20 protein-coding genes and 2 riboswitches are annotated in these 24,434 nt (G+C 63.3%); of the genes, 11 read left to right on the top strand and 9 right to left on the bottom strand.

Translation table 11 applies throughout. The features are described 5' to 3' along the window. Positions 1–35: 35 nt before the first annotated feature. Positions 36–2,414, bottom strand: a complete 2,379-nt coding sequence (locus tag HGQ17_RS15680; RefSeq protein WP_168886987.1) for an ATP-binding cassette domain-containing protein — start codon at positions 2,412–2,414, stop codon at positions 36–38. A 20-nt stretch (positions 2,415–2,434) separates the two neighbouring features. Continuing rightward, positions 2,435–3,076 (bottom strand): ECF transporter S component, encoded by a 642-nt coding sequence (locus HGQ17_RS04975; protein WP_168886871.1) that lies wholly within the window; start codon positions 3,074–3,076, stop codon positions 2,435–2,437. Beyond that, a riboswitch (TPP riboswitch) is annotated at positions 3,067–3,173 on the bottom strand. It overlaps the preceding gene by 10 nt. A 99-nt stretch (positions 3,174–3,272) precedes the next feature. Next, positions 3,273–3,387, top strand: a riboswitch (TPP riboswitch). 14 nt (positions 3,388–3,401) lie between these two features. Between HGQ17_RS04975 and HGQ17_RS04970 the strand changes: the two genes are divergently transcribed. Continuing rightward, positions 3,402–4,196 carry a 3-oxoacyl-ACP reductase gene (locus HGQ17_RS04970; protein ID WP_168886870.1) on the top strand — a complete coding sequence of 265 codons (795 nt, stop codon included), beginning with the start codon at positions 3,402–3,404 and terminating at the stop codon, positions 4,194–4,196. A 55-nt stretch (positions 4,197–4,251) separates the two neighbouring features. Here HGQ17_RS04970 and HGQ17_RS04965 read toward each other — a convergent pair whose 3' ends face one another. After that, complete coding sequence (locus tag HGQ17_RS04965) at positions 4,252–5,208, bottom strand: aminotransferase class IV (protein WP_168886869.1); 957 nt, start codon at positions 5,206–5,208, stop codon at positions 4,252–4,254. An 80-nt stretch (positions 5,209–5,288) separates the two neighbouring features. Here HGQ17_RS04965 and cls point away from each other — a divergent pair, with 80 nt between their 5' ends. Continuing rightward, positions 5,289–6,797: a cardiolipin synthase gene (gene cls / locus HGQ17_RS04960; protein WP_168886868.1), complete on the top strand. Its 1,509-nt coding sequence runs from the start codon at positions 5,289–5,291 to the stop codon at positions 6,795–6,797. Between the two features lie 20 nt (positions 6,798–6,817). After that, positions 6,818–7,678 carry a hypothetical protein gene (locus tag HGQ17_RS04955; protein ID WP_168886867.1) on the top strand — a complete coding sequence of 287 codons (861 nt, stop codon included), beginning with the start codon at positions 6,818–6,820 and terminating at the stop codon, positions 7,676–7,678. A gap of 75 nt (positions 7,679–7,753) precedes the next feature. Here the strand turns inward: HGQ17_RS04955 and HGQ17_RS04950 are convergent, their stop codons facing one another. Both HGQ17_RS04950 and HGQ17_RS04945 read right to left on the bottom strand, forming a co-directional pair. Continuing rightward, positions 7,754–10,555: an MMPL family transporter gene (locus HGQ17_RS04950; RefSeq protein WP_168886866.1), complete on the bottom strand. Its 2,802-nt coding sequence runs from the start codon at positions 10,553–10,555 to the stop codon at positions 7,754–7,756. Between the two features lie 116 nt (positions 10,556–10,671). Next, the gene (locus HGQ17_RS04945) at positions 10,672–11,373 is read right to left on the bottom strand and encodes a TetR/AcrR family transcriptional regulator (RefSeq protein WP_229503323.1); all 702 of its coding nucleotides are present in this window, start codon (positions 11,371–11,373) and stop codon (positions 10,672–10,674) included. Here HGQ17_RS04945 and HGQ17_RS04940 point away from each other — a divergent pair. Continuing rightward, positions 11,372–12,808 (top strand): anthranilate synthase component I family protein, encoded by a 1,437-nt coding sequence (locus HGQ17_RS04940; protein WP_229503322.1) that lies wholly within the window; start codon positions 11,372–11,374, stop codon positions 12,806–12,808. The genes HGQ17_RS04945 and HGQ17_RS04940 overlap by 2 nt on opposite strands. Positions 12,809–12,813: 5 nt before the next feature. Here the strand turns inward: HGQ17_RS04940 and pdxR are convergent, their stop codons facing one another. Continuing rightward, complete coding sequence (pdxR, locus tag HGQ17_RS04935) at positions 12,814–14,241, bottom strand: MocR-like pyridoxine biosynthesis transcription factor PdxR (protein ID WP_407670752.1); 1,428 nt, start codon at positions 14,239–14,241, stop codon at positions 12,814–12,816. Positions 14,242–14,345: 104 nt separating this feature from the next. Here pdxR and HGQ17_RS04930 point away from each other — a divergent pair, with 104 nt between their 5' ends. Further along, complete coding sequence (locus HGQ17_RS04930) at positions 14,346–15,104, top strand: GNAT family N-acetyltransferase (RefSeq protein ID WP_168886862.1); 759 nt, start codon at positions 14,346–14,348, stop codon at positions 15,102–15,104. Here HGQ17_RS04930 and HGQ17_RS04925 read toward each other — a convergent pair. Both HGQ17_RS04925 and HGQ17_RS04920 read right to left on the bottom strand, forming a co-directional pair. Then, positions 15,096–16,037 (bottom strand): DMT family transporter, encoded by a 942-nt coding sequence (locus tag HGQ17_RS04925; protein ID WP_267873141.1) that lies wholly within the window; start codon positions 16,035–16,037, stop codon positions 15,096–15,098. The two genes, HGQ17_RS04930 and HGQ17_RS04925, sit on opposite strands and share 9 nt — an antisense overlap. After that, positions 16,006–16,476, bottom strand: a complete 471-nt coding sequence (locus HGQ17_RS04920) for a GNAT family N-acetyltransferase (protein WP_168886860.1) — start codon at positions 16,474–16,476, stop codon at positions 16,006–16,008. The genes HGQ17_RS04925 and HGQ17_RS04920 overlap by 32 nt, the downstream gene beginning before the upstream one ends. Before the next feature lie 188 nt (positions 16,477–16,664). Here HGQ17_RS04920 and HGQ17_RS04915 point away from each other — a divergent pair, with 188 nt between their 5' ends. From HGQ17_RS04915 to HGQ17_RS04905, 3 genes are read left to right on the top strand one after another with little or no spacing between them, the layout of a single operon-like run. Beyond that, positions 16,665–17,771, top strand: a complete 1,107-nt coding sequence (locus HGQ17_RS04915) for a zinc-binding dehydrogenase (protein ID WP_168886859.1) — start codon at positions 16,665–16,667, stop codon at positions 17,769–17,771. An 11-nt stretch (positions 17,772–17,782) separates the two neighbouring features. Beyond that, a complete protein-coding gene (locus tag HGQ17_RS04910; protein ID WP_168886858.1) occupies positions 17,783–20,689 on the top strand; it encodes an FAD-binding and (Fe-S)-binding domain-containing protein in 2,907 nt (968 codons plus the stop codon). Positions 20,690–20,692: 3 nt separating this feature from the next. Continuing rightward, positions 20,693–21,352 carry a GntR family transcriptional regulator gene (locus tag HGQ17_RS04905; RefSeq protein WP_168886857.1) on the top strand — a complete coding sequence of 220 codons (660 nt, stop codon included), beginning with the start codon at positions 20,693–20,695 and terminating at the stop codon, positions 21,350–21,352. Between the two features lie 39 nt (positions 21,353–21,391). On the opposite strand, the gene HGQ17_RS04900 is transcribed toward HGQ17_RS04905, so the two are convergent. Continuing rightward, positions 21,392–22,198, bottom strand: coding sequence for an HAD-IIA family hydrolase (locus HGQ17_RS04900; RefSeq protein WP_168886856.1), 807 nt, complete (start codon positions 22,196–22,198; stop codon positions 21,392–21,394). A gap of 126 nt (positions 22,199–22,324) precedes the next feature. Here HGQ17_RS04900 and HGQ17_RS04895 point away from each other — a divergent pair, with 126 nt between their 5' ends. The 3 genes from HGQ17_RS04895 to HGQ17_RS04885 are packed head-to-tail and all read left to right on the top strand — an operon-like array spanning position 22,325 to position 24,424. Continuing rightward, entirely contained in the window at positions 22,325–22,732 is a 408-nt protein-coding gene (locus tag HGQ17_RS04895; RefSeq protein ID WP_324615191.1) for a GntR family transcriptional regulator, read from the top strand. Positions 22,733–22,745: 13 nt separating this feature from the next. Beyond that, complete coding sequence (locus HGQ17_RS04890; protein WP_168886855.1) at positions 22,746–23,660, top strand: ATP-binding cassette domain-containing protein; 915 nt, start codon at positions 22,746–22,748, stop codon at positions 23,658–23,660. After that, on the top strand, positions 23,657–24,424 hold the full coding sequence (locus tag HGQ17_RS04885) for a hypothetical protein (RefSeq protein WP_168886854.1): 768 nt from the start codon (positions 23,657–23,659) through the stop codon (positions 24,422–24,424). Before HGQ17_RS04890 ends, HGQ17_RS04885 begins: the two co-directional genes overlap by 4 nt. The last annotated feature ends 10 nt before the right edge of the window (positions 24,425–24,434 follow it).

Raw genomic sequence — 24,434 nt, 5'->3', positions numbered from 1 at the left:
AAGCAGACCCAACTGGTTGCTGGTCTGGCAGAGCGTCAGCTCTGCCACACGAGGTTCCACGTTCCTAGTGTCATAGCTAGGGCCGTGGCGCCGGCGGCGATGAGCAGGCCGCCGAGAACCACCAGCCCATCTGCACCGGTGAACCGCGCGGGCCTTGCCCAGCTGCGCTTACCGGCCCCGAAGCCGCGGGATTCCATGGTCACCGCCAGCCGGGTGGCGATCCGAATGGCCTGAACCAGCAGCCCGAAAGCCTGCGAGAAGAACCGGCTGCCCAGCCCACGAGCCCGGCGGGCATGGCCCAGGGTGGTCCAATGTTCGGCCATCAGCCCCAGCAGCCGCATCGCCGCCAGCGCACCGAGAACAAACCGGGCGGGCAGCTTCAGCTGCTGGGCCAGGGAGTCCGCGAGATCCGTGGGATCAGTGGTGGAGAAGATCAGCACACTCGGCAGCACAATCGCGAAGGCACGGGCCCCCAGGGAGACACCCATCTCCAGGGAACCGGTGGAGACCGTGGTGACCCCGAGATCCAGCAGCACCCGCCCGGACTCCTCCGCGGCGATGGCCGCTCCCCAGACCGCCACCAGAGAGGCCACGGCGAAGATCCAGATCCGGCGTAGGAAGACCAGAAGCCGGATATCAGCAATGGGCAGCAGCAGAAAACACACGACGGCGACCACCGCCGCTGAGACGGGGTCGATGGTGGCGATCAGTGCCAGGGTGATGAAGAACAGGGCGATCAGCTTCGCCAGGGGACCCCGGCGGCCCAACCAGGAGGTGTCCCGCACCGCTGAGAGCAGGGGAGTGCCGCTGTCCCGCCTGTTTTTCGCGTCGTTGTTGGTGGGCCGCGTACCTATAGGGACACGATTTTCCAACACCGACGCGGCAGATGGTGTGGGGGTGAGGTCAAAACGCTGGGCGTTGAGCGCGGCCAGGAAACTCTCGTCATGGGTGACCGCCAGAACAGTGCCGCCGGAGCGCAGATGATCACCCAGCAGACCGATGAGTTCAGCGAAGGTATGAGCATCCTGCCCGAAGGTCGGCTCATCCAGCATCAGGACCTGAGGACCGGCAGCCAGGGCGGTGCCCACCGAAAGTCTGCGCTTCTCCCCGCCGGAGAGAGTGAAAGGATTGGCCTCTGCGAGATGCTCCAACCGCAGCCGGCGCAGCAGATGCTCCACCCGGGCGGTGACCTCATCCTCGGTGAAGAGCGGATCCCGGGTCCCGGGGATCCGGGCCTGGACTGCAGAGAGCCGCAGCTCCTCGGACACCGTGCTGCGGACAAACTGGTGCTCCGGCTCCTGGAATACGGTCCCGATCCGGGAGGTGAGATCTGCGGAGCGCCACAGATAAGGGGAATCAGGCAATTGGGCGCCACGCTCACCCTTGAGCTCGCTGCCTGCGGTGAGTTCACCGGCATGAGCCTGCAGAAGCCCACCCAAGGTCAGCAGCAGGGTGGATTTCCCAGCCCCATTGCGCCCGGTGATTCCCACCGCGGTTCCGCTGCGCAGGCTCATATCCACCCCGGAGAGCACCGGCTGGACGCTGTGGCCCCGCCGCCAGGACTTCTTAGGACTCTGCCGGTGGACAGCCAGCCCCCGGGCCGTGAGAAGTTGATTTTCGCCTGTATCAGCGGGCAGCAGGTCAGCGGCCACGGGCGCGGTATCGGCGTCCACCCAGAGACCGGCTGCGGTCAGTTCGGCACGTAGATGCTGATCGGTGTGGAAGTCAGCAGCCGGAACCCGGTGCCGGACCCCACCGCCGGGCTCGAGGACCACCAGCGTATCCACATGATCGACCCAGGTGGACAGTCGGTGTTCGACCACCACCAGGGAAGACCCCGTGGTGGTGACGGCATCGACGACGGCGTCACGGACCTGCAGGGTGCCCTCGGGGTCGAGATTCGCAGTGGGCTCGTCCAGCAGCAGCAATCCTGGCTGCATGGCCAGGATTCCGGCTAGAGCCAGGCGCTGTTTCTGCCCGCCGGAGAGTTGACTGGAGGGATGGTCCAACGGCAGGTGATCCAGTCCCACCGCGGCCAGGGCCTGCTGCACCCGGGATGGGATTTCCTCGGGATCAACGGCCATATTCTCGCAGGAGAAGGCCACGTCATCGCCGATCCGGGAGAGCACCACCTGGGATTCCGGGTCCTGCTGCATCAGACCTGCCCGGCCGCGGGCCTCGGCGGGTGGATTCCCATCGATGAGCAGCTGGCCGGTGGAGTCGGCGTCGTCATCGTGCAGAACCCCGGCCAGCGCGTGCAGCAGGGTGGACTTCCCAGCTCCGGAGGCCCCGGCCAGCAGCACTTTCTCCCCGGGAGCGATATGCAGATCCAGTCCCGAGATCGCAGGCGCGGGGCGGTCGGCGTGCTGGTAGCTGAATCCCGCCGCGGAGACCTCGACCCCGGTGCTCGTCATCGTGCTCATCGCAGTCGAACTCAGCTGGTGGATCGGGATTCCGGAATCCGGCCGCTGAAGGCGGATTCTCGGTGCGCCTTTCTGGACTTCAGTGGTCCCAGAGCCCCTGTGGCGGCCAGTCCCCGAGTGCCCAGCCAGGGCAGCAGACCGGCGATGATCGCCCCGGAGAGGGTGAAGGTTCCGATATGCACCACAGTGCCCACAGTGTCGTACTGGTAGTAGGCGGCGATGAAGTTCTCATTGATACCACCGGCAAGACCCGCGGCGGCACCGGCCAGAATCGCCACATCCACGGTGAACCGGCGGTAGAGGAACAGCAGCAGGATCAGTTCAGCACCCAGACCCTGCACAAAACCGGAGAGCAGAACACCGAGCCCCCACTGCGAGCCCAGCAGGGCCGAAACTGCTGCGGCGACCATCTCGCAGTAGATTGCAGCCCCGGGTTTGCGGATGATCATCGCACCCAGAACGGCCGGGAAAAGCCACATGCCGGCGACAATCCCGGCAGTGGGCGGATAGGCGGTGAACAGGGTGCTCACCGCGTGATAGGAGAGATTCCATCCCCAGAAGATCACCCCGGCGGCCACAGCGAGTGTGGAGGCGACCACAATATCGCTGACCGACCAGGTGAAAGGTGTGCGCGCAGAGGCGGAAGAGTTCATCAAGGACTTCCTTCGCAGGTTCTAACCTGTGCAGGTTCTAGGGTCAGGGCGGTGTGCCCACTCTCAGCGCCGAAGAGGCGCTCCCCTGTCGTATAGAGCCATATTCAGTTGTACTGCATCAGTTCAGCCTACCCCTGTTGCGGGGATCAGGGGTGACAGTTCAGTTGTTCGGCATCTTCTGCCGTGTTCTGATTGGGGGAGTGACACGGGGTGCCTGCCTCGGGACCGAGTGGTCCCGGGTGCGGCTGAGACAAGACCCGTTGAACCTGATCCAGTTAGCACTGGCGAAGGGAATGTCCGGCCCCGGGCTGCCTTCGCCTCTGAGATGAAAGAGGCCCAGCACGTGAACCAAACTCCCACCTCTCTGGCAGAGCAGCTTGTTATCGTCACCGGCGCCGCCCGCGGACTCGGTGCCGCCATCAGCCGAGCGTTCCTCGGTCAGGGCGCCAAAGTGGTGATCAACTACAACACCTCCCGCGAGGCCGCAGAGGCCCTGGCCGCCGAATACCCTGCACAGGCCCTGGCCGCACAGGCCGATATCCGCGATCCCGAGGCTGTTGCCACGCTGATCCGCACATCCGCTGACCACTTCGGCCAGCCGGTGACCACAGTGGTCAATAACGCGCTGGTGGACTTCGTCTTCAATGGAGACGCCCGCTCGAAGGCCGATGAGATCAGCTATGCGGAACTGGCCGGGCAGTTTGAGGGCTCAGTGAAGGGCCCGCTCAATGTCATCCAAGCCGCTCGGGCGTCGATGGCCGAGATGGGATTCGGCCGGATCATCAATATCGGCACCAACCTCTTCCAGCATCCGGTGGTGCCCTACCACGACTACACCGCGGCCAAAGCGGCGCTGCTCTCGCTGACCCGCACCTTCGCCGATGATCTCGGTCCCTCGGGTATCACGGTGAATATGGTCTCCGGTGGTCTGCTGCAGACCACCGATGCCTCGGCTGCGACTCCGCAGGAGGTCTTCGACGGCATCGCCGCCGGAACCCCGCTGCGGAAGGTCACCACACCGGAGCAGCTGGCCGATGCGGTGCTGTTCTTCGCCTCTGACTGGGCCCGCGGCGTGACCGGTCAGAACCTGATCGTCGATGGCGGACTGGTCAAGGGCTGACTCTGCCTCGGGGCTGAATCTGCAGGCTGAATCTAAACCCGGCTGAGCCGGCGGCTCAGCCCTCCTGCGGGTAGGAGGAGGCCAGATCCTCCTTCAGGAAGTCCAGCAGCTGAGCGGTGTAGTCCTCGTCAGTGGCGAACTCGGTGTCATCGATGCGCTCGATGGGTGAGACCAGCCGCAGCGAGGAGGCCAGCCATAGGTGATCGGCGGCTTTGAGGTCCTCCGGGGTGATGGGGCCATAGCCCAGCTCCCAGCCGGCCCGCTCCGCAGCGGCGAAGATCGATCCCTGGCTGGTGCCCGGAAGGATCCCGGTCTTCAGCGTCGGGGTAGTCAGTTTCGGGGTGCCATCAGCGGTCTTAGTCAGCAGCAGCACAGTGGAGGTTGGAGCCTCCAGAACCTGGCCATCGCTGGTGTAGAAGATGACGTCGTCGAACCCGTGCTGGGCCGCCCAGCGGTAGGCGGCCATATTGACTGCGTAGCTGAGCGTCTTGGCCGAGAGCAGTAGCCAGGGGGCGCGCTCGGAGGCCTTGGAGTCGTATCCGCGGTCAAGCAGGGTCACCGAAATTGGCTTAAGCCGGTTGGCCATGACCTTCTCCGGCACCGGGGTCAGCAGAACCCAGTAGGTGCCGGCCCAGCGGGGGTCCTCACTGGCTGGTTCGCCGTCTACACCGCGGGTGGCGGTCAGCCGGACCGAGATATTGTCGCCACCGCCGCCGCGGGTTTTGAACTCCTCCAGGCCGCGGTCGATGGCCGCCCGCCAGGACTCCTCGGGCGGGATGCCGATCTCAGTGATCTCCGCAGAGCGGGCCAACCGGTCCAGATGGGGCTGGAGCTTCCGCAGCTTGCCGTCCAGGACCAGCATGGTCTCGAAGATGCCGTCGCCGCGCACCGAACCGAGATCGGTGACCCGCAGCTGAGGCTGGTGGGGGTCGAAAATGAAACCTTCGGGGTGCTCGGCGTCGATCCGGACACCAACGGCCTTCAGGGAGTGTTCACCAAAGCGTTCAGCCATGATTCCCACTGTATACCCCGCAACTGGGCGGGGCTTATCCCGCATAGGATGGTGGGGATGACGATGACATGTGGGTTCCTATGCTCTGGCCGCTGAGTGGGCTGGGCATCGATGGGCTGCCCGGGTGGATCGTCTCCTTGGTCTTAGTGGCTGAGATCACCATTCGATTGGCTGTTATCGGCATTATTCCGGGCAACCGACGGCCGAATACGGCCATGGCCTGGCTGCTGGCGATCTTCTTCATCCCCTTGGTGGCCCTGCCGCTGTTTCTGCTGATCGGCAATAATAAGCTCTCCCGGAGGCGGCAGGAACGTCAGCGCCGGATCAATGAGGCTCTGCTGGAGGCCACCAGCCATATGGACCTCACCGACCAGCTGCGCGATCATGACGAGCAGCTTGGAGCCACCGCAGCCCTGAACCGGAAACTCGGCGCCTTCCCCATCCAGGAGGGCAATAACGTCACGCTGCTGCCCGATTACAAGGAGTTCTTCACCGAGCTGGCCGCAGAGATCGACTGCGCCGAGGAATACGTCCATGTGATCTCCTACATCATCGGTGAGGACCCCGAATACACCGACCCCGTGCTCTCCGCCCTGGAACGGGCCGCGGCCCGCGGGGTCAGGGTCCGGCTGCTCTATGACCACCTGGGCACCCTTCGGGTGCGCGGCTATAAGCGACTGCGCAAACGCCTGGAACGGGCCAGCGAGACCTACCCCGACTTCCAGTGGGCGCGGGCGCTGCCGGTGCGTCCTCTGAAGCGCCGGTTCTCCCGGCTGGATCTGCGCAATCACCGCAAGATCGTCGTCGTCGATTCCCGCACTGCCTTCACCGGTTCGGCCAATCTCATCGAACCCCACTACCAGCGCCGCTCGGCGGTGCGGATGAACCGTCACTGGGTCGAACTCAACGCGAAACTCAACGGGCCGGTGGTCACCGGTCTGGACATCGTCTTCGCCTCCGACTGGTACACCGAAACCGGGGAGAACCTCGGACCCGAACTGCTGGTGGACCTCGAGGCTGATGAGGAGGCCAGGGGAGGGACCCTGGTCCAGGTGGTGCCTTCGGGGCCGGGCTTCCCGGATGAGAACAACCTGCGGCTGTTCAACGACCTCATCTACCAGGCCACCGACCGGCTGGTGATCTGCACCCCCTATCTGGTGCCGGATGACTCCCTGCTCTACGCGGTCACCAATGCCGCCCACCGGAATGTGGATGTGGTGCTGCTGGTGACCAAGAAGGCCGATCAGTTCACCGTCCAGCACGCCCAGCAGTCCTACTACCAGGCGCTGCTGGAGGCAGGGGTGCGGATCTACCGCTACCCGGAGCCGGATGTGCTGCATGCGAAATTCATGATCGTCGACGACGACGTCGCAGTGCTGGGCTCATCCAATATGGATCAGCGCAGTTTCTCACTGAACCTTGAAGTGACTCTGATGCTGGTGGATGACCGCACGGTTGGCGAGATGGCCCAGATCTTCAAGGACTACTGCGCGATCTCCGAGCCCCTGGACCTGCAGGCTTGGGTTCGCCGGCCCTGGCATGTGAAGTATCTGGATAATGTCTTCCGTCTCACCTCAGCACTGCAGTAGACCTTGCTACCCTGTCCTACGTGCTTTCTTCCTCGATACGGAGGCCTGCTGCCCTGACGCCGGTGACCTGCTGTGCCGTCGTGGCCTTAGGCCTGCTCACCGGCTGTGTGGAGCCCGAACCGGATTCCCAAGAGCCGCCTGCCGAGACAGCCACTGAAGAAGCCGCCCCGCAGACCTATGAGGGCACAGAGGGCGCAGAGCCCGATGACGAGGACGGCGAGGGGGATACGGCAGAGGAAACTGAGAGCATCGGCCCCCTGGACGAGGAGCAGATGATGGAACTGCTGCTGGCTCCCGGGGAACTGCCCGAATCCGCAGAAGGTCATTCCACCTACTCCGGACTGGGGTACTTCGAGGAGTACATCGCCGTTGAACGCAGCGAATACCAGGACGCCTTCGGGCAGAGTGAATGCGCCCAGGACATGGACCGGGTCAACCTCGAACTGGTCGGTGAGGACCCCCAGACCGGAGTGATGCATGAATACCGGCTGCCCACCGCCTCCGGGGCCAGTGGAGTGGACGCATCCGCGGAGGTCTACGTGTGGATGCTCAGCTACCCCGAGGGCACCGGGGTGGAGTCCAATGGCATCTGGGAGAACATCGCCGAACATTGCGCGGCCAGCCCCCTTGAAGCCGAGGGCGACCAGATCGAGATCGAAGCCTTCACTCTGGACTCAACGGAATGGCCCATGAGTGGGATCAGCCGACAGATCGAAATGGAGGATCCTGAGGACGGTGACCTCCAGGTCATTGAGGGCTACTCAGTCACCGCTGATTTCGGCAGCAACCTCCTGATGATGACCGCCGTAGCAGTCGATGCCGAGACCTTTACCGAGATCGCCGAGGCCCAGGCGGAGAAACTGGCCCAATACGAAGACTGACCCCCGGCGTGGACCTCATATGGTCCGCCGCCAGGGGCCAGCCGTGGAGCGTGTGAGCCAGGGAGCTGGCCGGGGTCAGATCCCAGCGCCCTCCTGATCCTTCGCACGGCTACGTTCCAGCTTTGCGCCTTCGACGTCGACATCGGGCAGGATCTTATCCAGCCACTTCGGCAGCCACCAGGCGGCCGGTCCGCAGAGGTGCAGCACTGCTGGGACCAGCAGCAGCCGCACCACGAAGGCATCGAGTAGTACACCCACCGCCAGGCCGAGGCCGATTGAGGCGACCATGGGATCCGGGGTGAAGATGAAGCCGGCGAAGACACTGGACATGATCAGTGCCGCGGCAGTGACCACAGCGCGTCCGGCGTGGAGGCCCTGGCGTACTGCCAGTCTCGGTGGGGAGCCGTGTGCATAGGCCTCCCGCATTCCGGATGCGGTGAAGAGCTGATAGTCCATGGCCAGACCGAAGAGGATGCCGACCATCAGGATCGGCAGGAAGGTCATAATCGGCCCCGGACGGGAGACGCCGAAGATATCGCCCAGCCATCCCCATTGGAAGACTGCGACCACCACACCGATGGCGCCGGCCAGGGATCCGACGAAGCCCAGGGTGGCGATCACCGGCAGCAGGATGGAACGGAAGACCATCACCATCAACACCAGGGAGAGTCCCACTACCAGACCGAGGTAGAGCGGCATGGCATCGGCGATCACATCGGAGATATCGATTTCGGCGGCGGTCATACCGGCCACCGAGAGTTCGACATCAGAGACCTCAGTATCGGCCAGGGGATTGCCATCACGGAACTCATGGACGAGGGACTCGGTGGATTCCGCTGCCGGACCATCCACCGGAACCACCTGGTAGGCGGCCATGTCATTGGCCTCGGAGAGCGCGATCGGCATCACGGTGTCGATGTATTCGTGTTCGACCAACTCTTCGGCCACATCCAACTGGTAGTCGGTGGCCTCGGCCTCGGAATCGAAGCTCTGTGGGTAATCGGCAAGAACCACCAGGGGGCCGTTCATTCCCTGGCCGAAGCCCTCCTCGGTCTCCACATAGGCCTGGTAGGCAGTGGAGTCCTCGGCCTCGGAGCTGGCATCGGGCAGACCCAGGCGCAGGTCGAAGGTCGGGATCGCCAGTACGGCCAGACCGGCCAGGGAGACCACGGTGAGCACCACAGCTTTGAGGCTGCCCATCGGAGTGGTGACCTTCTCTTCGGCAGTCTCGCTGAAGCCGATATAACGGCGTTCCTTGCGCCGCAGGATCCGCCAGCCCACCAGTTTCAGCAGGGCCGGGGTCATCGTGGTGGCCATCAGCACCGCGATGGTCACACAGAAGGCGCCCACTGTACCCATCAGCCCCAGGAAGGGCAGACCGGTGACGTTCAGCGCCAGCAGCGCGATGACCACGGTGGCACCGGCGAAGACCACCGCGTTGCCGGCGGTGCCATTGGCCAGGGCGATGGATTCTCGCATATCCATGCCGTCTTTGAGCTGTCGTCGGTGCCGGTTGATGATGAACAGTGCATAGTCGATACCCACTGCCAGGCCTAGCATGAGGCCCAGGATCGGGGTCATCGACATCATCTCCACCACATCGGAGAGGGCCATTGCGCCGGCTACACCGATTCCCACACCGATCAGGGCGTTGAGCAGCGGCAGACCGGCACCGATGAAGGTGCCCAGCATCACCAGCAGCACCACGGCGGCGACCATGAGGCCGATCACCTCAGCGATGGAGAACAGATGCGGCATCTCGAAGCTGATATCGCCGCCGGGCAGGACCTCCACGCCGTCGATCTCTGCCTCCAGCAGCTCATCGGAGACAGCCGAAAGCGCGTTCATCTCCACCTGCTCGAGGGGATCGTGGAAGCCGATCATCAAGATGGCGACGTCGCCGTCTTCGGAGATCATCTGCGCGCCCTCGGTCAGGGCCAGCAGCCGCTCATTGCGTTCGATGAACTCTGCCGGATCCTCCCCTCCGGCGGTGGCTTCCTCCATCTCAGCAAGTCCGGCTGCGCCTTCTTCGAGCTCGGCCTCAGCGGCTTCCAGTTCGGCAAAGCCTTCCTCGATCTCAGCCTCCCCGGCCTCGATCTCGGCGAGTCCGGCCTGGGCCTGCTGCAGCTGGGCGAGCTGGGGCTCCAGAGTGGAGCGCTGGGAGACGATCTCGGCACGGGCGGCGTTGAGCTCGCCCTCTACCTGGGACCAGTAGCCGCCATTGACGGCAGCCTGGACCTCGGCGTCGAGTTCGGCATCGGCGGCATCGAGTTCTGCCAGTCCGGCTTCGACCTCCTCAATGAGGCCGGGCAGCTCATCGGAGCTGATGTCCATCTGGGAGAGTCCGGCCTCAGCCTGTTCGCGGCCCTGGGCCAGTTCTTCCTCGGCGGCCTCGAGCTCGGCCCGGCCAGCTTCGAGTTCCTCGCGACCGGCCTCGATCTCAGCCTGAGCCTCGGCGGGGTCGAAGTCCTCGGGGAGCTCATCGATCATCTCCCGGGCCTCGGCCAGCTCCTCGGCGCCGGCGTCCATCTCCGCCTGGGCGTCGAAGGGGTTGGTGACCTCGTCGACAATCTCATGGGATTCGAGATCGGCGATGAGCTGATCGACCTGTTCCTGCTGCTCTTCGGTGAACTCGGCGCCGTCGTCAGTACGCAGCACTGCAGTGCCGGATCCGCCCCCGGCGTCGGGAAGTTCATCGGCCAGCCGGTCGGCCACCTCAGTGGTCTCGAGATCCGGGACGTCGATCTGGTCGGTGAGCTGTCCGCCGAAGCCGGCGAAAGCGGCAACAGCTGCCAGCAGCAGTACGAACCAACCAGCGATGACAGTCTTGGCGCGGCGCGCGGCGAGCATACCGAGCCGGTAGAGCATTCTGGCCATAGGGGTGGGGGTCCTCGTTGTGGGTAGGGGAGTCTCAGGCGATACTATTAATCATAAACGGAACGCAACGTCTCACAAATGCTGCGGGCCTCCCATCAGGGGTAATGTGCTTAAAATCACTCCTGTCGCAGTGCGCCGGAGAGTACGACGTCGACAAGTCCCTGCATCCACTCCACTCCGGGCCGGCCGGTGGTGATCGTTCGAAGGATTACAGGGTCCATCAGTGCGGCGGCGACATGTTCGGGATCCAGCCCCTCGCGCAGTTCACCGGATGATGCAGCCGCCCGGATCCTGGCAGTCAGATGCATGTCCTCCCAGAGGGCGCTGTTATGCAGCAGTTCCTGGGTCTCCTCGCTGCTGGTGGACAGTGCCGCGATGAGGCTGCGGGCCATGATGGTCGAATCCCCGAGGCCCTGTTCTCGCTCATTGGCATCAGCCAGTTCGATCCAGGTCATGAGGTCAGCGCGCAGATCCCCGGTATCCGGAACTGGGGCAAAATCCAGCTTCACGTAGCCGCTGAGCAGGGCCTCCAGGACCACGGCGGCCTTATTGTTCCACCACCGGTAGACCGTCTGCTTGCCCACGCCGGCGACGGCGGCAATGCGCTCGATCGTCAGTTCCTCATAGGTGCAGCCCTGGGTGTTGAGCAGTTCGGCCACTGCCTCCAGGACTGCGCGGTGGGCCGTCTCGCTGCGCGGCCGCCCCCGTTTGCCCTCACCATTGCTGGTCTCATTCTGCCCCGCCTCAACCATGGTCAACATGGTATCGGTGCCGCATCTCGGTGCTGCCGGTGGCTTGGCCATAGACTTTTCCATCATGGTTGAGAAGGTGCCGGCCCCCCAGGTGCAGCGTAAGGCTGTGGCCTTCCCGCAATGCCAGGATGCGGCGGCTGAGCTCTTCGAGATGCTCGCCGAGCCCCGCACTGGTTCCCCGGCAGCTTTTCTCGACAGCAGCGACCACGGCAGCTCCGGTCAGCTCGGTGGGCCCGCCCCTCAGCGCCGCCGCTACAGCATCCTGGCCTTCTCACAGGGGCCCCATACCGAGGCTGTGCACCTGGGGGAGGGTGCCTTCGGCTGGTTGCAGCGGCACTGGCCCCACCGGGGGACGCCGACCGGAGGGGCAGGGGAGACCAGCACAGCACAGGGACCACCCTTTCAACTGGGCTGGGTGGGCTGGATCGGCTACGAGGAACAGGCACAGCTCTTCCGGGCCACCCATGCCGTCGTCGTCGACCATCACCATGCATCGGCGCAGATTCAGACTCTGGGGCAGGACTCCATCTGGGTGGGGGAGGTCGAAACTGCAATAGCGCAGCTCTTCTCGGGGGCGCAGCAGGGTGACAAACAGGTCATGCCTGAGGGTGCAGACTCCGTATGGCTGGAGAAGCTGAAAGTGCGTGATCAGGAGGCCGAATACCTCCAGAAGATCCGCGCAGCCCAGGCTCAGATCCGGGAGGGGAACTCCTATGAGATCTGCCTGACCACAGCCGTCGAGGGCACCTTCCACGGCAGCCCCTTGAGCGCCTATCGGAGGCTGCGTGAGGCAAACCGGGCGCCTTTCACTCAGTACTTCAACTTCCCAGCCACCGAGGACAGTGCGGCCACCGTACTGCTCTCGACCTCACCGGAGCGGTTTGTCTCCATCGATGCCGAGGGGATGATCCGTTCCGAACCGATCAAGGGAACGCGCCCCCGGGGCAAAACCCCGCAGGAGGATGCGGCCCAGATTCGGGACCTCGAGACTCATCCGAAGGACCGGGCAGAGAATGTGATGATCGCCGATCTGGTCCGCAATGACCTCTCCATCCATGCCGAGACTGGAAGTCTGCGCACCGAGCGCCTCTGTGCTGTGGAGACCTATCCCAGTGTCCACCAGATGGTTTCCACGGTCAGTGCCCGACTCTCAGCCGAGGCCTCCCGGGCCCGCGCGCTCAGTGATGCCTTCCCGCCCGGCTCAATGACCGGGGCGCCGAAGATCTCCACTATGAACATCCTCAGCGAGCTCGAAACCGGACCACGAGGGCCCTACTCCGGAGTGGCCGGATACTTCAGCACCACCGGAGCCTGCGACCTCTCGGTACTCATCCGTACCGCTGCGCTGACTAGTCCCGGCGGCGGGGGCGAGTGGGACTTTCATCTGGGGCTGGGTGGGGCCATCACCGCGGATTCTGATCCTGCGGCCGAATGGGCCGAGGTCATCACCAAATCCCGAGGTGTGCTCAGTGCCCTGGACACAAGATTTCCAGGTGGGTGAGCTTGCTACTCGCGAATCTCCAAGAGCACTTGTCGGATCTGCTGCAGTGCAGTGCGCAGTTCGAGATCGGTCGGTGCGCCGTAACCGATGACGATACCCTGCTGGTCAGGGCAGTCTGACTCATAGTAATACCGAGAAAGAGGTGTGACGGCGACCCTGAGATGCTTCAGCTGGGCCGTGATGCTCTCGGCGGTGATGCCCGTAGTCCAAGTGAGCGTGGCATGCAGGCCGCCTTCCAGGGCGTGGGTCCGCACCTCGGGTGCCAAATCTTCCGTTGTGGCTAGGACCAGAGCGCGCCGATGAGCATATTCACGGCTGACTCGGCCCAGATGGCGGCGTAGCCCCCCGCTGCGCATGAACTCGGCCAAGACCTGCTGAATGATTCCGGAAACTGGCTGGCCCAGGGCTCTCCGGGTACTTATCATCCGATCACGCAACAGCGGGTCCCTGACCAGTAGATAACCGCAGCGTAGCCAGGGGGTCAAGGTTTTGGAGAAGCTGCCAACCATCACCACACGACCTTCCTCATCAAGTGAGGCGATGGCAGGCAGAGGAGCCGCCCCGTGTCGGAATTCGCTGTCGTAATCATCCTCGATGACCACCGCTTCGGAATTGCGGGCCCACTCCAGGACTGACAACCGCGAGGCCACCGGCAGCCGACCCCCCAGGGGATACTGGTGACTCGGAGTGAGGATCACCGCGTCAAGCGCACCAGAATGATTCGACAGTTCCTCGATATCCATCCCACCGTCAACGAGCGGTATAGGCACAGGCGTTGCGCCCAACTGGTTAAGCACCTCCCGGGCTTTGGTGTACCCGGGGTTCTCAGTGGCCATTCGGAGGCGGTCCCCTCGCGCTCGTAGACCGTGGACCAAGAGCCCGATCGCGTCGCTGGTGCCGGCGGTGACCAGGACTTCCTCGGGATCACAGGCAACTCCCCGAGCAGTGTGCAGATGCTCGGCGATGCGCTCCCGCAGCTCGGCACTGCCCTCTGGAGGCGGCACTAGGGCAGGTAATTTTGCCGATTGGGCACGTCGCCACGCTGCCGTCCAATCGCGGTGTCCTGAGAACGTTGTCGAGGGACTGCCGGGGGAGAGGTTGATAAGCGAATCACCCTCTGAGTCTGAGGCCGGCGAAAGGACGGAATCTGCTGGCGCGGTTTTTATAGAAGTTCGGCCCTCTAGGCTAGGGAGGCCTTCAGCAACGAATGTTCCCGAACCCGGCACTATCTCCACATAACCTTCTCCGGCTAATTCTTCATAGGCAGCCACGGCGGTGCCTCGTGAAATCCCAGCAGCCTGGGCTAAGACTCGAGTCGAGGGCATGGGCTGGCCTGCGTGAAGCTGTCCGGCCAATAATGCGTTGCGCAATTGGTCCACCAGATGGGCGCGTGCACTGACACCCTGGGGCGCTGCATCGATGATCAAATCCATGGGGAAGGCATGACGCATACCCGAACTATACTGGACCACTCGTTTGCCGTGATTCTGGCCTAATGGACGAACCGGAAAAGGTCCTACTGTGAAATGGCGAGGAGATGGGTGCAGTGGCGCGAAGCCCTGGCCACCCCGTTGTGCGTTCGAAAGGAAAAGTGCCTGTGGTGTCCAGTAATGAGTTCGGTCAGCCAGTGGGGGACCCCGTCCCGGATTGGACTCCACGTCCCCTTCCGAGCGCCACGAGGCTGCCTGGACACTGGTGCGCTCTGGAGCGACTTGACTCCTCACGCCATGTTCAAGACCTCTATGACGCATATGCACAGGCGCCCGATGGAAGAAATTGGACGTACCTTGGAGTGGGCCCGTTCCTCTCGGCTTCCGCTTACAGGGAATGGGCCGAACAGGCTGCGCAGAGTGAGGATCCGCGGCATTACGCAGTCATCGAGCAGAGCACGAATAAGGCTGTGGGGACACTGTCCCTGATGCGTCACGACCCCAATAACGGTGTCATCGAAGTGGGGTGGGTGAACTACTCACCGGCATTGCAACGAACCCCTGCCTCCACCGAGGCCCAGTACCTCCTGATGCACCACGTTTTTGAGGATTTGGGCTACCGGCGTTATGAATGGAAGTGCGACAGTCTCAACGAGCCCTCACGCAGGGCCGCGGAGCGCCTCGGTTTCACCTACGAGGGAACCTTCAGACAGGCTGTAGTTACCAAAGGACGTAATAGAGACACCGCCTGGTACTCCATCCTCGACTCTGAATGGCCAGAGTTACGTACACGCTTTGACGCCTGGCTGTCAGCAAGCAACTTCACGTCAGACCATAGACAGATTCAGTCTCTGAGTTCAGTGTGAAGTCCCGGGTTTTGCTGGCACAGACGGTGTAAACGGGCGTGCCATCAGGGTCAACAGTCCGGCAGTAAGGACCAGTGCCAGCCCAAATGTGTCTGCAACGGTCGGTTGTTCAGCCAATAAGACCATAGCGGCAAGCAGGCCGAAGACAGGGACCAAGAGGGTCCCCAGGCCGGCGGTGCTGGCTGGCAGTCGTGTGACCAAATTGAACCAGATGAGGTAGGCGGCGGCAGTGCCCATCACTGTGGTGAACACCAAGCCTGCCCATGCTGAGGACGAAATTTCTGATGGCCAGTTCTGCTGCCATATGACAATTCCGACAGCAGAGACAAGGGCAGCCACGGCCAGATGCCATACAGTGATCATCAGAGGGTGGGCGGGCACTTTCGCCCATTTCAGATAGATCGTTCCGATTGCCCAGCTGATGCCGGCACCTGTAGCTGCCAGCACGCCCGTCATTTCTCCGGCACTGAGGAGGGGATACATCAAGATCACCAGACCAGTGACACCGATCAATATCGCAAGAATCCGCGCCCTACCCAGTCGCTCCTTCAGAATTACCCTCCCCAGCAGGGCTACCCAGACTGGCATGAGATATACGCAGATGCTGGCGCGTCCCACCGAAGTGTGCAACAGGGCTAGAGCAGACAGTGCACCGAAACCCGCTACGCCAAAGAATCCGGCCACGGTCAGATGGATGAGATCCCTCCGGCGGGGCGGAAGCAGTGCAATCCTGCGCGTCAGTGTGACAGCGAAGAGGATGACAGCACCGCCACCGAAGGTCACGACCCGGAAGATCCAGACCGGCACATCCTCGAGAGCAAGACTGGCTGAAACGAAGTTCAGTCCCCAGATCATCGCCACCAGAAGCAGTAGGACCTGGTGCAGGACGGGTTTTCCCACCTCAGCTGACAGCAGCTGAGGGTGCCGCGTCATAGGTCAGCCAGGAGGTCCGGGTGGCGACTTTCTCATAAAGGGCCTGGGCCTGATGATTGTCCTCCGCGGTGATCCACCGAACAATAGACCTGTCTTCTGAGGCAGCAATCTCGGTCAACCTGCCGATGACCGCACGGGCAACACCCTGACCGCGTGCTTCTCTAGTGGTGAAGAGGTCATCGAGCCAAATACCCACCGTTCCAGTGGAAGGGCGCGAGAAGCGACGGTAGTTCCCGAGGCCGAGAATGTGACCATCCCTCTCGGCCACTAGGCTCTGGCACTCATGCACGGGATCCATGATCCAACCCCACACTCGGGAGACGACATCCTCGTCCTCTGGCAAACGATAGAACTCTCGATAACTGCGGAACAGTGCTCGCCAGGAACTCTCGTCAGCGGGGGTCAAAGGACGCACGATCAAGGAAGGTGTTGAATTCATGAGCTCAACATTAGGAAGACTTCTGGACCATGAGTTATGCCGGAAAAGCTTCATTTAGATGGACCAGTATGCAGTGGGCTGCCCACCCCTCGGACGTCCTTAACCCCGGCGTGATCCACAGCACGATGCTGATAAAGTCGACATCACAGCATTTTGTAAACAGTTGACCGCGGATCAGGAGCCCCCAGATGATGATCACCGGCGCAGTATTGGAAGAGATGGGCCGCCCCGGGCCCTTTGCGGAATCCACCCCCATCTCAGTCAGTGAGGTGGAACTGGCTCCACCCGGTGAAGGAGAAGTTCTCATCAGGGTCCGCGCAGCCGGGGTATGCCACTCCGATCTCTCAGTGGTCGAGGGAAACCGTCCTCGTCCGCTTCCCATCCTGCTGGGCCACGAGTCCTCCGGCATCGTTGAGGAAGTTGGTCCCGGGGTCGAAGATATCCCCGTTGGGGCCAATGTGGCCATGATCTTCATGCCCCACTGTGGGGAATGCAAGCACTGCGCCGCCGGGGGCAAACTGCCCTGCATCCGCGGCACCGAATCCAATGGCGCCGGAGAACTGCTGGGCGGATCCCGCCGACTGTCCCGCAATGGTGAGAACATCCACCATCACCAGGGAGTCTCCGGCTTCGCCACCCATGCGGTGGTCAGTGCGAAATCAGTGGTCGTCATCGATGACGATATCCCTGCAGAGGTCGCTGCAGCACTGAGCTGCGCGGTCCTCACCGGCGGAGGGGCGGTCAAGAACGCTGGAAACCCTCAACCCGGGGACAGCATCGTGGTGGTCGGTCTTGGCGGTGTCGGCATGGCGGCCCTGTTGGTGGCTAAATCCCTGCAGCTTGGGGAGGTCATCGCCGTCGACGCCAATGACAGCAAACTCGAACAGGCCCGCCAGCTCGGAGCCGATGCCGCCTACACCCCCGAAGATCTCCAGAACCAGGGCATCAAAGCTGATCTGGTCGTCGAGGCAGCAGGCCACCCCAGGGCCTTCGAAACAGCAGTGGAGGCCACCGCACCCGGCGGCACCACCGTCACCGTGGGCCTGCCGCATCCGGATGCGCGCTCATCCATTGCGCCCACAGGCATCACCCAGGAAGCCCGCACCATCAAAGGCTCCTACCTCGGCTCCGGAGTGCCCTTCGATGACATCCGTGAATACGCCCAACTGTGGAAACAGGGCCGGCTGCCAGTGGAACAACTGATCTCCGGGCGCATCGGGCTCGAGGAGATCAACCAGGCCATGGACCGGCTGGCTGCCGGTGAAGCAGTCCGCCAGATCATCACCTTCGACTGAGGAATTCTCCGATGACCATCACCGCAGATACCCGCACCAATGCAGACGCCACCGATCTCGTCTCCGCGCTGCGCCGCGCCGGAGTCTCCGAGGTCGATGATTCAGCTCTGGCCCGTGGGATGTATTCCGCCGACGCCAGCCTCTACCGGGTAGTGCCCCAGGTGGTTGCCCGACCCCAACACGTCGATGAACTCCACGCCGCCCACGAAGTCTCCCGAGAGCTCGGCGTCCCGCTGACCATGCGCGGGGCCGGCACCTCCATCGCCGGCAACGCCGTTGGCGAGGGCATTGTGCTGGACACTCGGGACCTCAAACGCATCATCGAGATCGACCCCGAAGCCCAGACGGCCCGCATCGAACCCGGGGTCGTCCACGCAGACCTCCAACGGGCAGCAGCCCCGCACGGACTGCGCTTCGGTCCTGATCCCTCCACTCACTCCCGCTGCACCATTGGCGGGATGATCGGCAATAACGCCTGCGGATCCCGCGCACTGGGCTACGGGCGCACCGCCGATAACATCGAGGCTGCCACCGTCTTGTTCGGCAATGGTGAAACCGGCAACTTCGATGCCCGCAGTGGCAAAGCCACCGGGCCCACTGCAGAGAAACTGCTGCAGCTGGCTCAGAACAACCTCGCCCATATCCGCACCCACTTCGGCCAATTCGGCCGTCAGGTCTCCGGATACAGCCTCGAACACCTCCTGCCCGAAAACCGGGGTCGGATCGAACGGTTCATGGCCGGTACCGAAGGAACCCTGGGCACTATCCTGGAAGCCACAGTGGATCTCGTCCGCGATGACCCCGGACGCCGACTGCTGGTCCTGGGCTTCCCTACAGTGGCCGAAGCCGCCGACGCCGTCCCCCATATCCTCGAAGCCGGCAAAGGCCGCCTGATCGCCTGCGAAGGGATGGACTCCCGTCTGGTCGCCTTGGTCCGCGGTGCAGGAAAACGCGTGCCCACCCTACCCAAGGGTGAATCCTGGCTCTTCGTCGAGGTCGCAGGGGAGGACGCCCTCGATGTCCTCGACCGAGTGAAATCCGCCTCCGATGCCGTGGGGGACCGGCTCATCGAGGACGCCACCGAGGCTGCCGCCCTGTGGAAGATCCGCGAGGACGGTGCCGGTCTGGCGGGGATCAGCCTGCCTACCCCCGCCCACTCCGGCTGGGAGGACGCAGCCGTTCCTCCCGAGCATCTGGGTAACTGGATGCGCGAATTCGAGGGACTCATGGCCGAATTCGGCCTCCAGGGCTACCCCTACGGGCACTTCGGCGACGGCTGCATCCACTGCCGTATCGACTTCCCCTTCCAGCACGGAGACCCCAGCAGCACCAGCGTCTTCCGCGAATTCATGGCCGCCAGTGCTGAACGCCTGGCCGAATACGGCGGCTCCCTCTCCGGTGAACATGGCGATGGTCGAGTCCGCTCCGAACTGCTGCCGACGATGTACGGCGAGGACTCCATCGCCCTGTTCGCCCAGGCCAAGCATATTTGCGACCCCGAGAACCTCCTGAACCCCGGGATCATCACCGCCCCGGACGACTCCGGACCGGTCTCTCACACCGAGAACATCAAACCGGTTCAGCCCAAACAGGAACTGCCCTGGCCGGGTCTGCTGATGAGCCACGATGCTGGCGACTTCGGAGCAGCCGTCCACCGCTGCTCCGGCGTCGGGCGCTGTGTGGCACCGAAGACCAACGGCGTGATGTGCCCCAGCTATCTGGCCACCCGAGACGAGAAGGACTCCACCCGCGGCCGCGGCCGAATCCTCCAGGAGGCCATGGACGGAACGCTGGTCAAAGGTCTCGCCGACCCCGCTGTGCACGAGGCCCTGGACCTCTGCCTGGCCTGTAAGGGCTGCGCCAGCGACTGCCCCGCCGGGGTGGATATGGCCACCTATAAGGCCGAAGCCCTCTACCAAACCTACGACCGGGACGCCGAGGGCCAGCCCAAACGCAAACTGCGGCCCCGCAGCCACTACATCCTCGGCCGGCTGCCCTTCTGGGCCAAGCTGGCCGCGCCACTGGCGCCCCTGGCCAACCTCACCATGAAACTGCCCCCAGTGGCCGGAATCGCCAAATGGGTTGCCGGTATCGACCAGCGCCGCAGTGTGCCCACCTTCGCGAATAAGACGTTGAGGCGGTCCGAAAAGAAAGCGGAGAACGCGACGTCGTCGTCGACTCCGGATGTCTGGGTATGGGCCGATTCCTTCACCAACCACTTCTTCCCCGGTTCCGGACACGGTGCCCTGGAGTTCCTGCGCTCGCAGGGCCTCAATGTGCAGGTCATCCAGAAGCAGGGCTGCTGCGGACTGCCATGGATCACCACCGGCCAGCTGGATCAGGCCAAGGAACGTATGGAGCAGGCCATCACCACTCTGGAGCCCTATGTCACCTCTGGGGTGCCGGTGATCGGACTGGAACCCTCCTGCACTGCGACCCTGCGCAGCGATGCCGTGGAGCTCTCACCCCGCGAGGAGGCCAAAACAGTTGCCGATGGGGTGCTGACCTTCGCCGAACTGGTCAACCGGCTGGTCGATGAGGGCAAGGTTGAACTTCCCGATCTTTCCGATATCGATGTGGTCGCCCAGCCGCACTGCCACCAGAGCTCGATCATCGGCTGGGATGTGGACCAGGCCCTGCTGGAGATGGCCGGGGCCAAGGTCACCAAGGTGGCCGGCTGCTGCGGGCTGGCCGGGAACTTCGGCGTGGAAAAGGGACATTATGAGGTCTCGGTGGCCGTGGCTGAGACTCATCTGCTGCCGGCGGTGCGTGAACAGGCCGAACGAGATGACTCCGGTCGAACCAAGGTGGTCCTGGCCGATGGCATGAGCTGCAAGGTTCAGCTTGATGACCTCGCCGATGTGCAGGCGATGCACCTGGCCGAACTGCTAGCCAGCCGCAGCGAAGGGCAGGGCTGAGCGGTGACGGTTTCTGCGGTCAGGCCCCTGGCCGCCCAGCCTCTGGGGGCACGGCTGGCCCAACAGCTGCGCATCGAAATCCTCTCCGGCAAGCTGAGTCAGGATGAGCATCTGGTGGAACTGCAGCTGGCTGAGGCCTATGGCGTCAGCCGGGGGCCAGTGCGGGAGGCGATCAAAGAGTTGGAGCGTGACGGGCTGGTCTACTCAGCCCGGCAGGGCTACCGGGTCACCCAGCTGACCAGCGCAGATGTAGAGGAGATCTACGCGATCCGGCTGATGGTCGAACGCACTGCCATTGAAGCCACACTTGGCACCGGGCAGAGCTGGGAACGGCTGGAAGCCCTGGTGGAGCAGATGCGTGCCGCAGCTGCCCAGGGCGACCAGGACAGCTATATCCGGGCTGATATCGCCTTCCACCGCAGCTTCGTCGAGACCGGGGGTGGGAAACGACTGCAGGCGGTCTGGCGGCTTTTCGAACCGACTCTGACCGCGCTGTTCACCATCAACCCACATCCGGTGGAGAATATGGTCGCTCACGCCGAGGAGCACGCCGGTATCTGTAAATCCCTGCAGGCCGGCGACGACGCCTGGCGTGGGCTCCTGGACGCTCACCTCAGCAGGGCACGACGCCGCTTCCTCACCGAACATTTCAACCAGGCCTGAGTACCTGGTTCACTGCAACATGGCTGACCCGCTGAGGGATCAGTCCTCCAGGACGAAGCCCTCTTCCACCAGCTCATGGACCCCATCGATGATTCGGTTGGGCCGGAAGGGGTACCGGGAAATGCTGGCCTGACTGGAGACCCCGGACATCACCAGGATCGTATGCATACCGGCCTCCATACCGGCGACGATATCGGTGTCCATCCGATCGCCGATCATCGCCGTCTGCATGGAATGCGCGCCCAGATGGTTCAGTGCAGAGCGGAACATCATTGGATTCGGCTTACCCACCACATAGGGCTCTGAACCGGTGGCCTTGGAGATCAGTGCGGCAATCGCTCCGGTGGCCGGCAGCACACCCTCCGGGCTGGGGCCGGTGGCATCGGGGTTGGTGACAATGAACCGAGCACCCTCGTTGATCAGGCGCACCGCTTTGGTGATCGCCTCGAAACTGTAATTGCGGGTCTCGCCGACCACCACGTAATCGGGGTCGGTCTCAGTCATGATGAACCCCGCCTCATGCAGGGCCGTGGTCAGACCAGTCTCACCGACCACATAACAGGTGCCCGCCCCCTGCTCCTCATCGATCTGATTGGCCAGGAACGTTGCGGTGGCCAAAGCGGAGGTCCAGATTCGGTCCTCAGGGACCACCAGCCCGGAATTGCGCAGCCGGGCGGAGAGATCGCGGGCGGTAAAGATCGAGTTATTCGTCAGCACCAGATAGGGCAGATCCTTGCGCCGCCACTGCTCCAGCAGTTCAGCGGCACCGGGCAGAGCCTCATGCTCACGCACAAGAACCCCATCCATATCGGTCAGCCAACATTCGATGGCATGTTCACCGGTCATAGCCCCATCTTACGACCCGGCCCATATCTTGTGACCCCTGGGGCAGGGCAGGGGAGTTGACGTCGTCGTCGTTCTATGGTTCATTAGTAGAGTAATGAACCACTGAGGTAGTGGAGTTGGTAAGCTGTGACGCAGCGAAATCCGGAGGAAGGAGGTGTGCTCGTGGACGAGGGTCGCCCACTGTTCGTACAAATCGCCGAAGAGATCGAGGGATCTGTGCTCGACGGTTCGCTCCAAGAAGAGGAGCGCGCCCCATCAACCAATGAGCTCGCCGCATTCCACCGGATCAACCCCGCCACGGCCGCCAAGGGGATCAACCTTCTTGTCGACCGCGGGATTCTGGTCAAGCGCCGGGGACTGGGCATGTTCGTCGCCGCCGGGGCCGCTGAACGGCTGCGCGAGGAGCGCCGCCAACAGTTTGCCGATCACTACCTCACTCCCATGCTTGCCGAGGCCCGTCACATCGGGCTGTCGGTGGAGAACATCATTCAGCTGCTGCGCGAGCGGGCCCAGCAGTCCGGAATTCACGAGTGAGAGGAGTCTGCCGATGAGTGGAAACACCGCCGGCCAGGCGATAGAAGTGCGGTCCGTCACCAGGCGCTATAAGAACACCACAGCGCTCGACGACGTCACCGTCAGTTTTGGGAAGGACGCCATCCACGGTCTGCTGGGTCGCAATGGGGCGGGCAAAACCACCCTGATGTCGATCATCACCGCCCAGCTGTGGCCCTCAGAGGGGCAGGTGGAAGTCTTCGGCCAGACCCCGCATGAGAACGAGCAGGTGCTGCCGAAGATCTGCTTCGTCCGCGAGGACCAGCGCTACCCCGAGGACGCGCTGGCAAAGCATGCCTTCAAGGCGGCCGCCGATGCCTACGAGAACTGGGACTGGGACTTCGCCAATCGGCTCATCGCCGATTTCAAGGTCCCGCAGAAGACCAAGATCAAGAAGATGTCCCGCGGGCAGAAATCCGCGGTGGCAGTGATCATCGGTCTGGCATCCCGGGCCGAGGTCACCTTCTTCGATGAGCCCTATATGGGACTGGATGCGGTGGCCCGCCAGCTGTTCTACGACCGGCTGCTTGAGGACTACGCCGCACACCCCAGGACCTTCGTGCTCTCCAGCCACCTCATCGATGAGATCGCGCATCTGATCGAGAATGTGGTGCTCATCGACGGCGGGCGGATCCTGCTGGATGAGCCGGTCGAGGACCTCCGGGACCGGGCTGTAACCATCGTCGGCAGAGCCGATGCCATTGCCGAATTCACCACCGGCCGCGAGATCCTCCACGAGGAGACTATGGGCCGGATCGCGCGCACCACAGTGCTGGGCGCACTCACCGAGGCCGAGCAGCAGCGGGTCCGCGAACTGGACCTCGACCTGCAGCCGGTCTCTCTCCAACAGCTGATCGTCCGGCTGACCACCCGGGCAAATGCCGAGAACACTGCGGAGGTGCAGTCATGACCACGGCGACCATGCAGAACACTGAGTCCACCAGACAGCGCTCGAGCTTCGCCCGAGTCCCGGCAGCCTTCCGGCTGCAGTTTATGATCCCCTCCAGCCTGATCTGGGTTCCGGCCATGGTCTTCGCCCTGGCCTGGGGAGTCTCCATCGGCATCGGTATCTGGCTGGACGCCCTGGCCGATGACCGGATCCCGGCCGAGGACCCCTTCTACACCGGCGCCTCCCAGGCTGCCCTGTGGTGCCTGGCCTTTATGGCCGGCTACGCCGGATCTCACACCTTCCCCTTCTCCATGGCGCTGAGCTACAGCCGCAGGGTCTTCGTCCTGGGCGCTGGACTGGCCTTCGCAGCCGTCTCGGCAGCCTTTGGCCTGGCATTCGCCCTGGCCGCCCTGGTGGAGCGGGCGACTAACGGTTTCGGCGTCGAGAGCTATACCTTCGATCTGCCGATGCTCACCGAGGGGCCCGGGGGAGTGGCATCAGCCGGACTCTTAGCCGGTCTGCTCTGCCTGGCCGTTATGCTCCTGGGATTCGGCTTCGTGATCCTCTTCAAGCGATTCGGTCTGATGCGGATGTGGCTGGTGCTCATCGCTCTGGCACTGGTGCTCCTGGGCGTGGTCATGCTGATCACCTCTCAGGGAGCCTGGCCGGATGTTGGGCGGTGGTTCGTCGAACAGAACGCCCTGAGCTTCTCGGCCTACCTCGCTCCAGCGGCCATCGCACTCGGTGTGGTGGACTACTTCATGATCCGCAAGGCAGTTCCCTAAGGCCAGGAGT

The organism is Nesterenkonia sedimenti (assembly GCF_012641515.1).
Classification (GTDB): Bacteria; Actinomycetota; Actinomycetes; order Actinomycetales; family Micrococcaceae; genus Nesterenkonia; species Nesterenkonia sedimenti.
The sequence above is the reverse complement of the archived record's forward strand: the minus strand, read 5'-3'. Positions and strand labels throughout refer to the sequence as shown.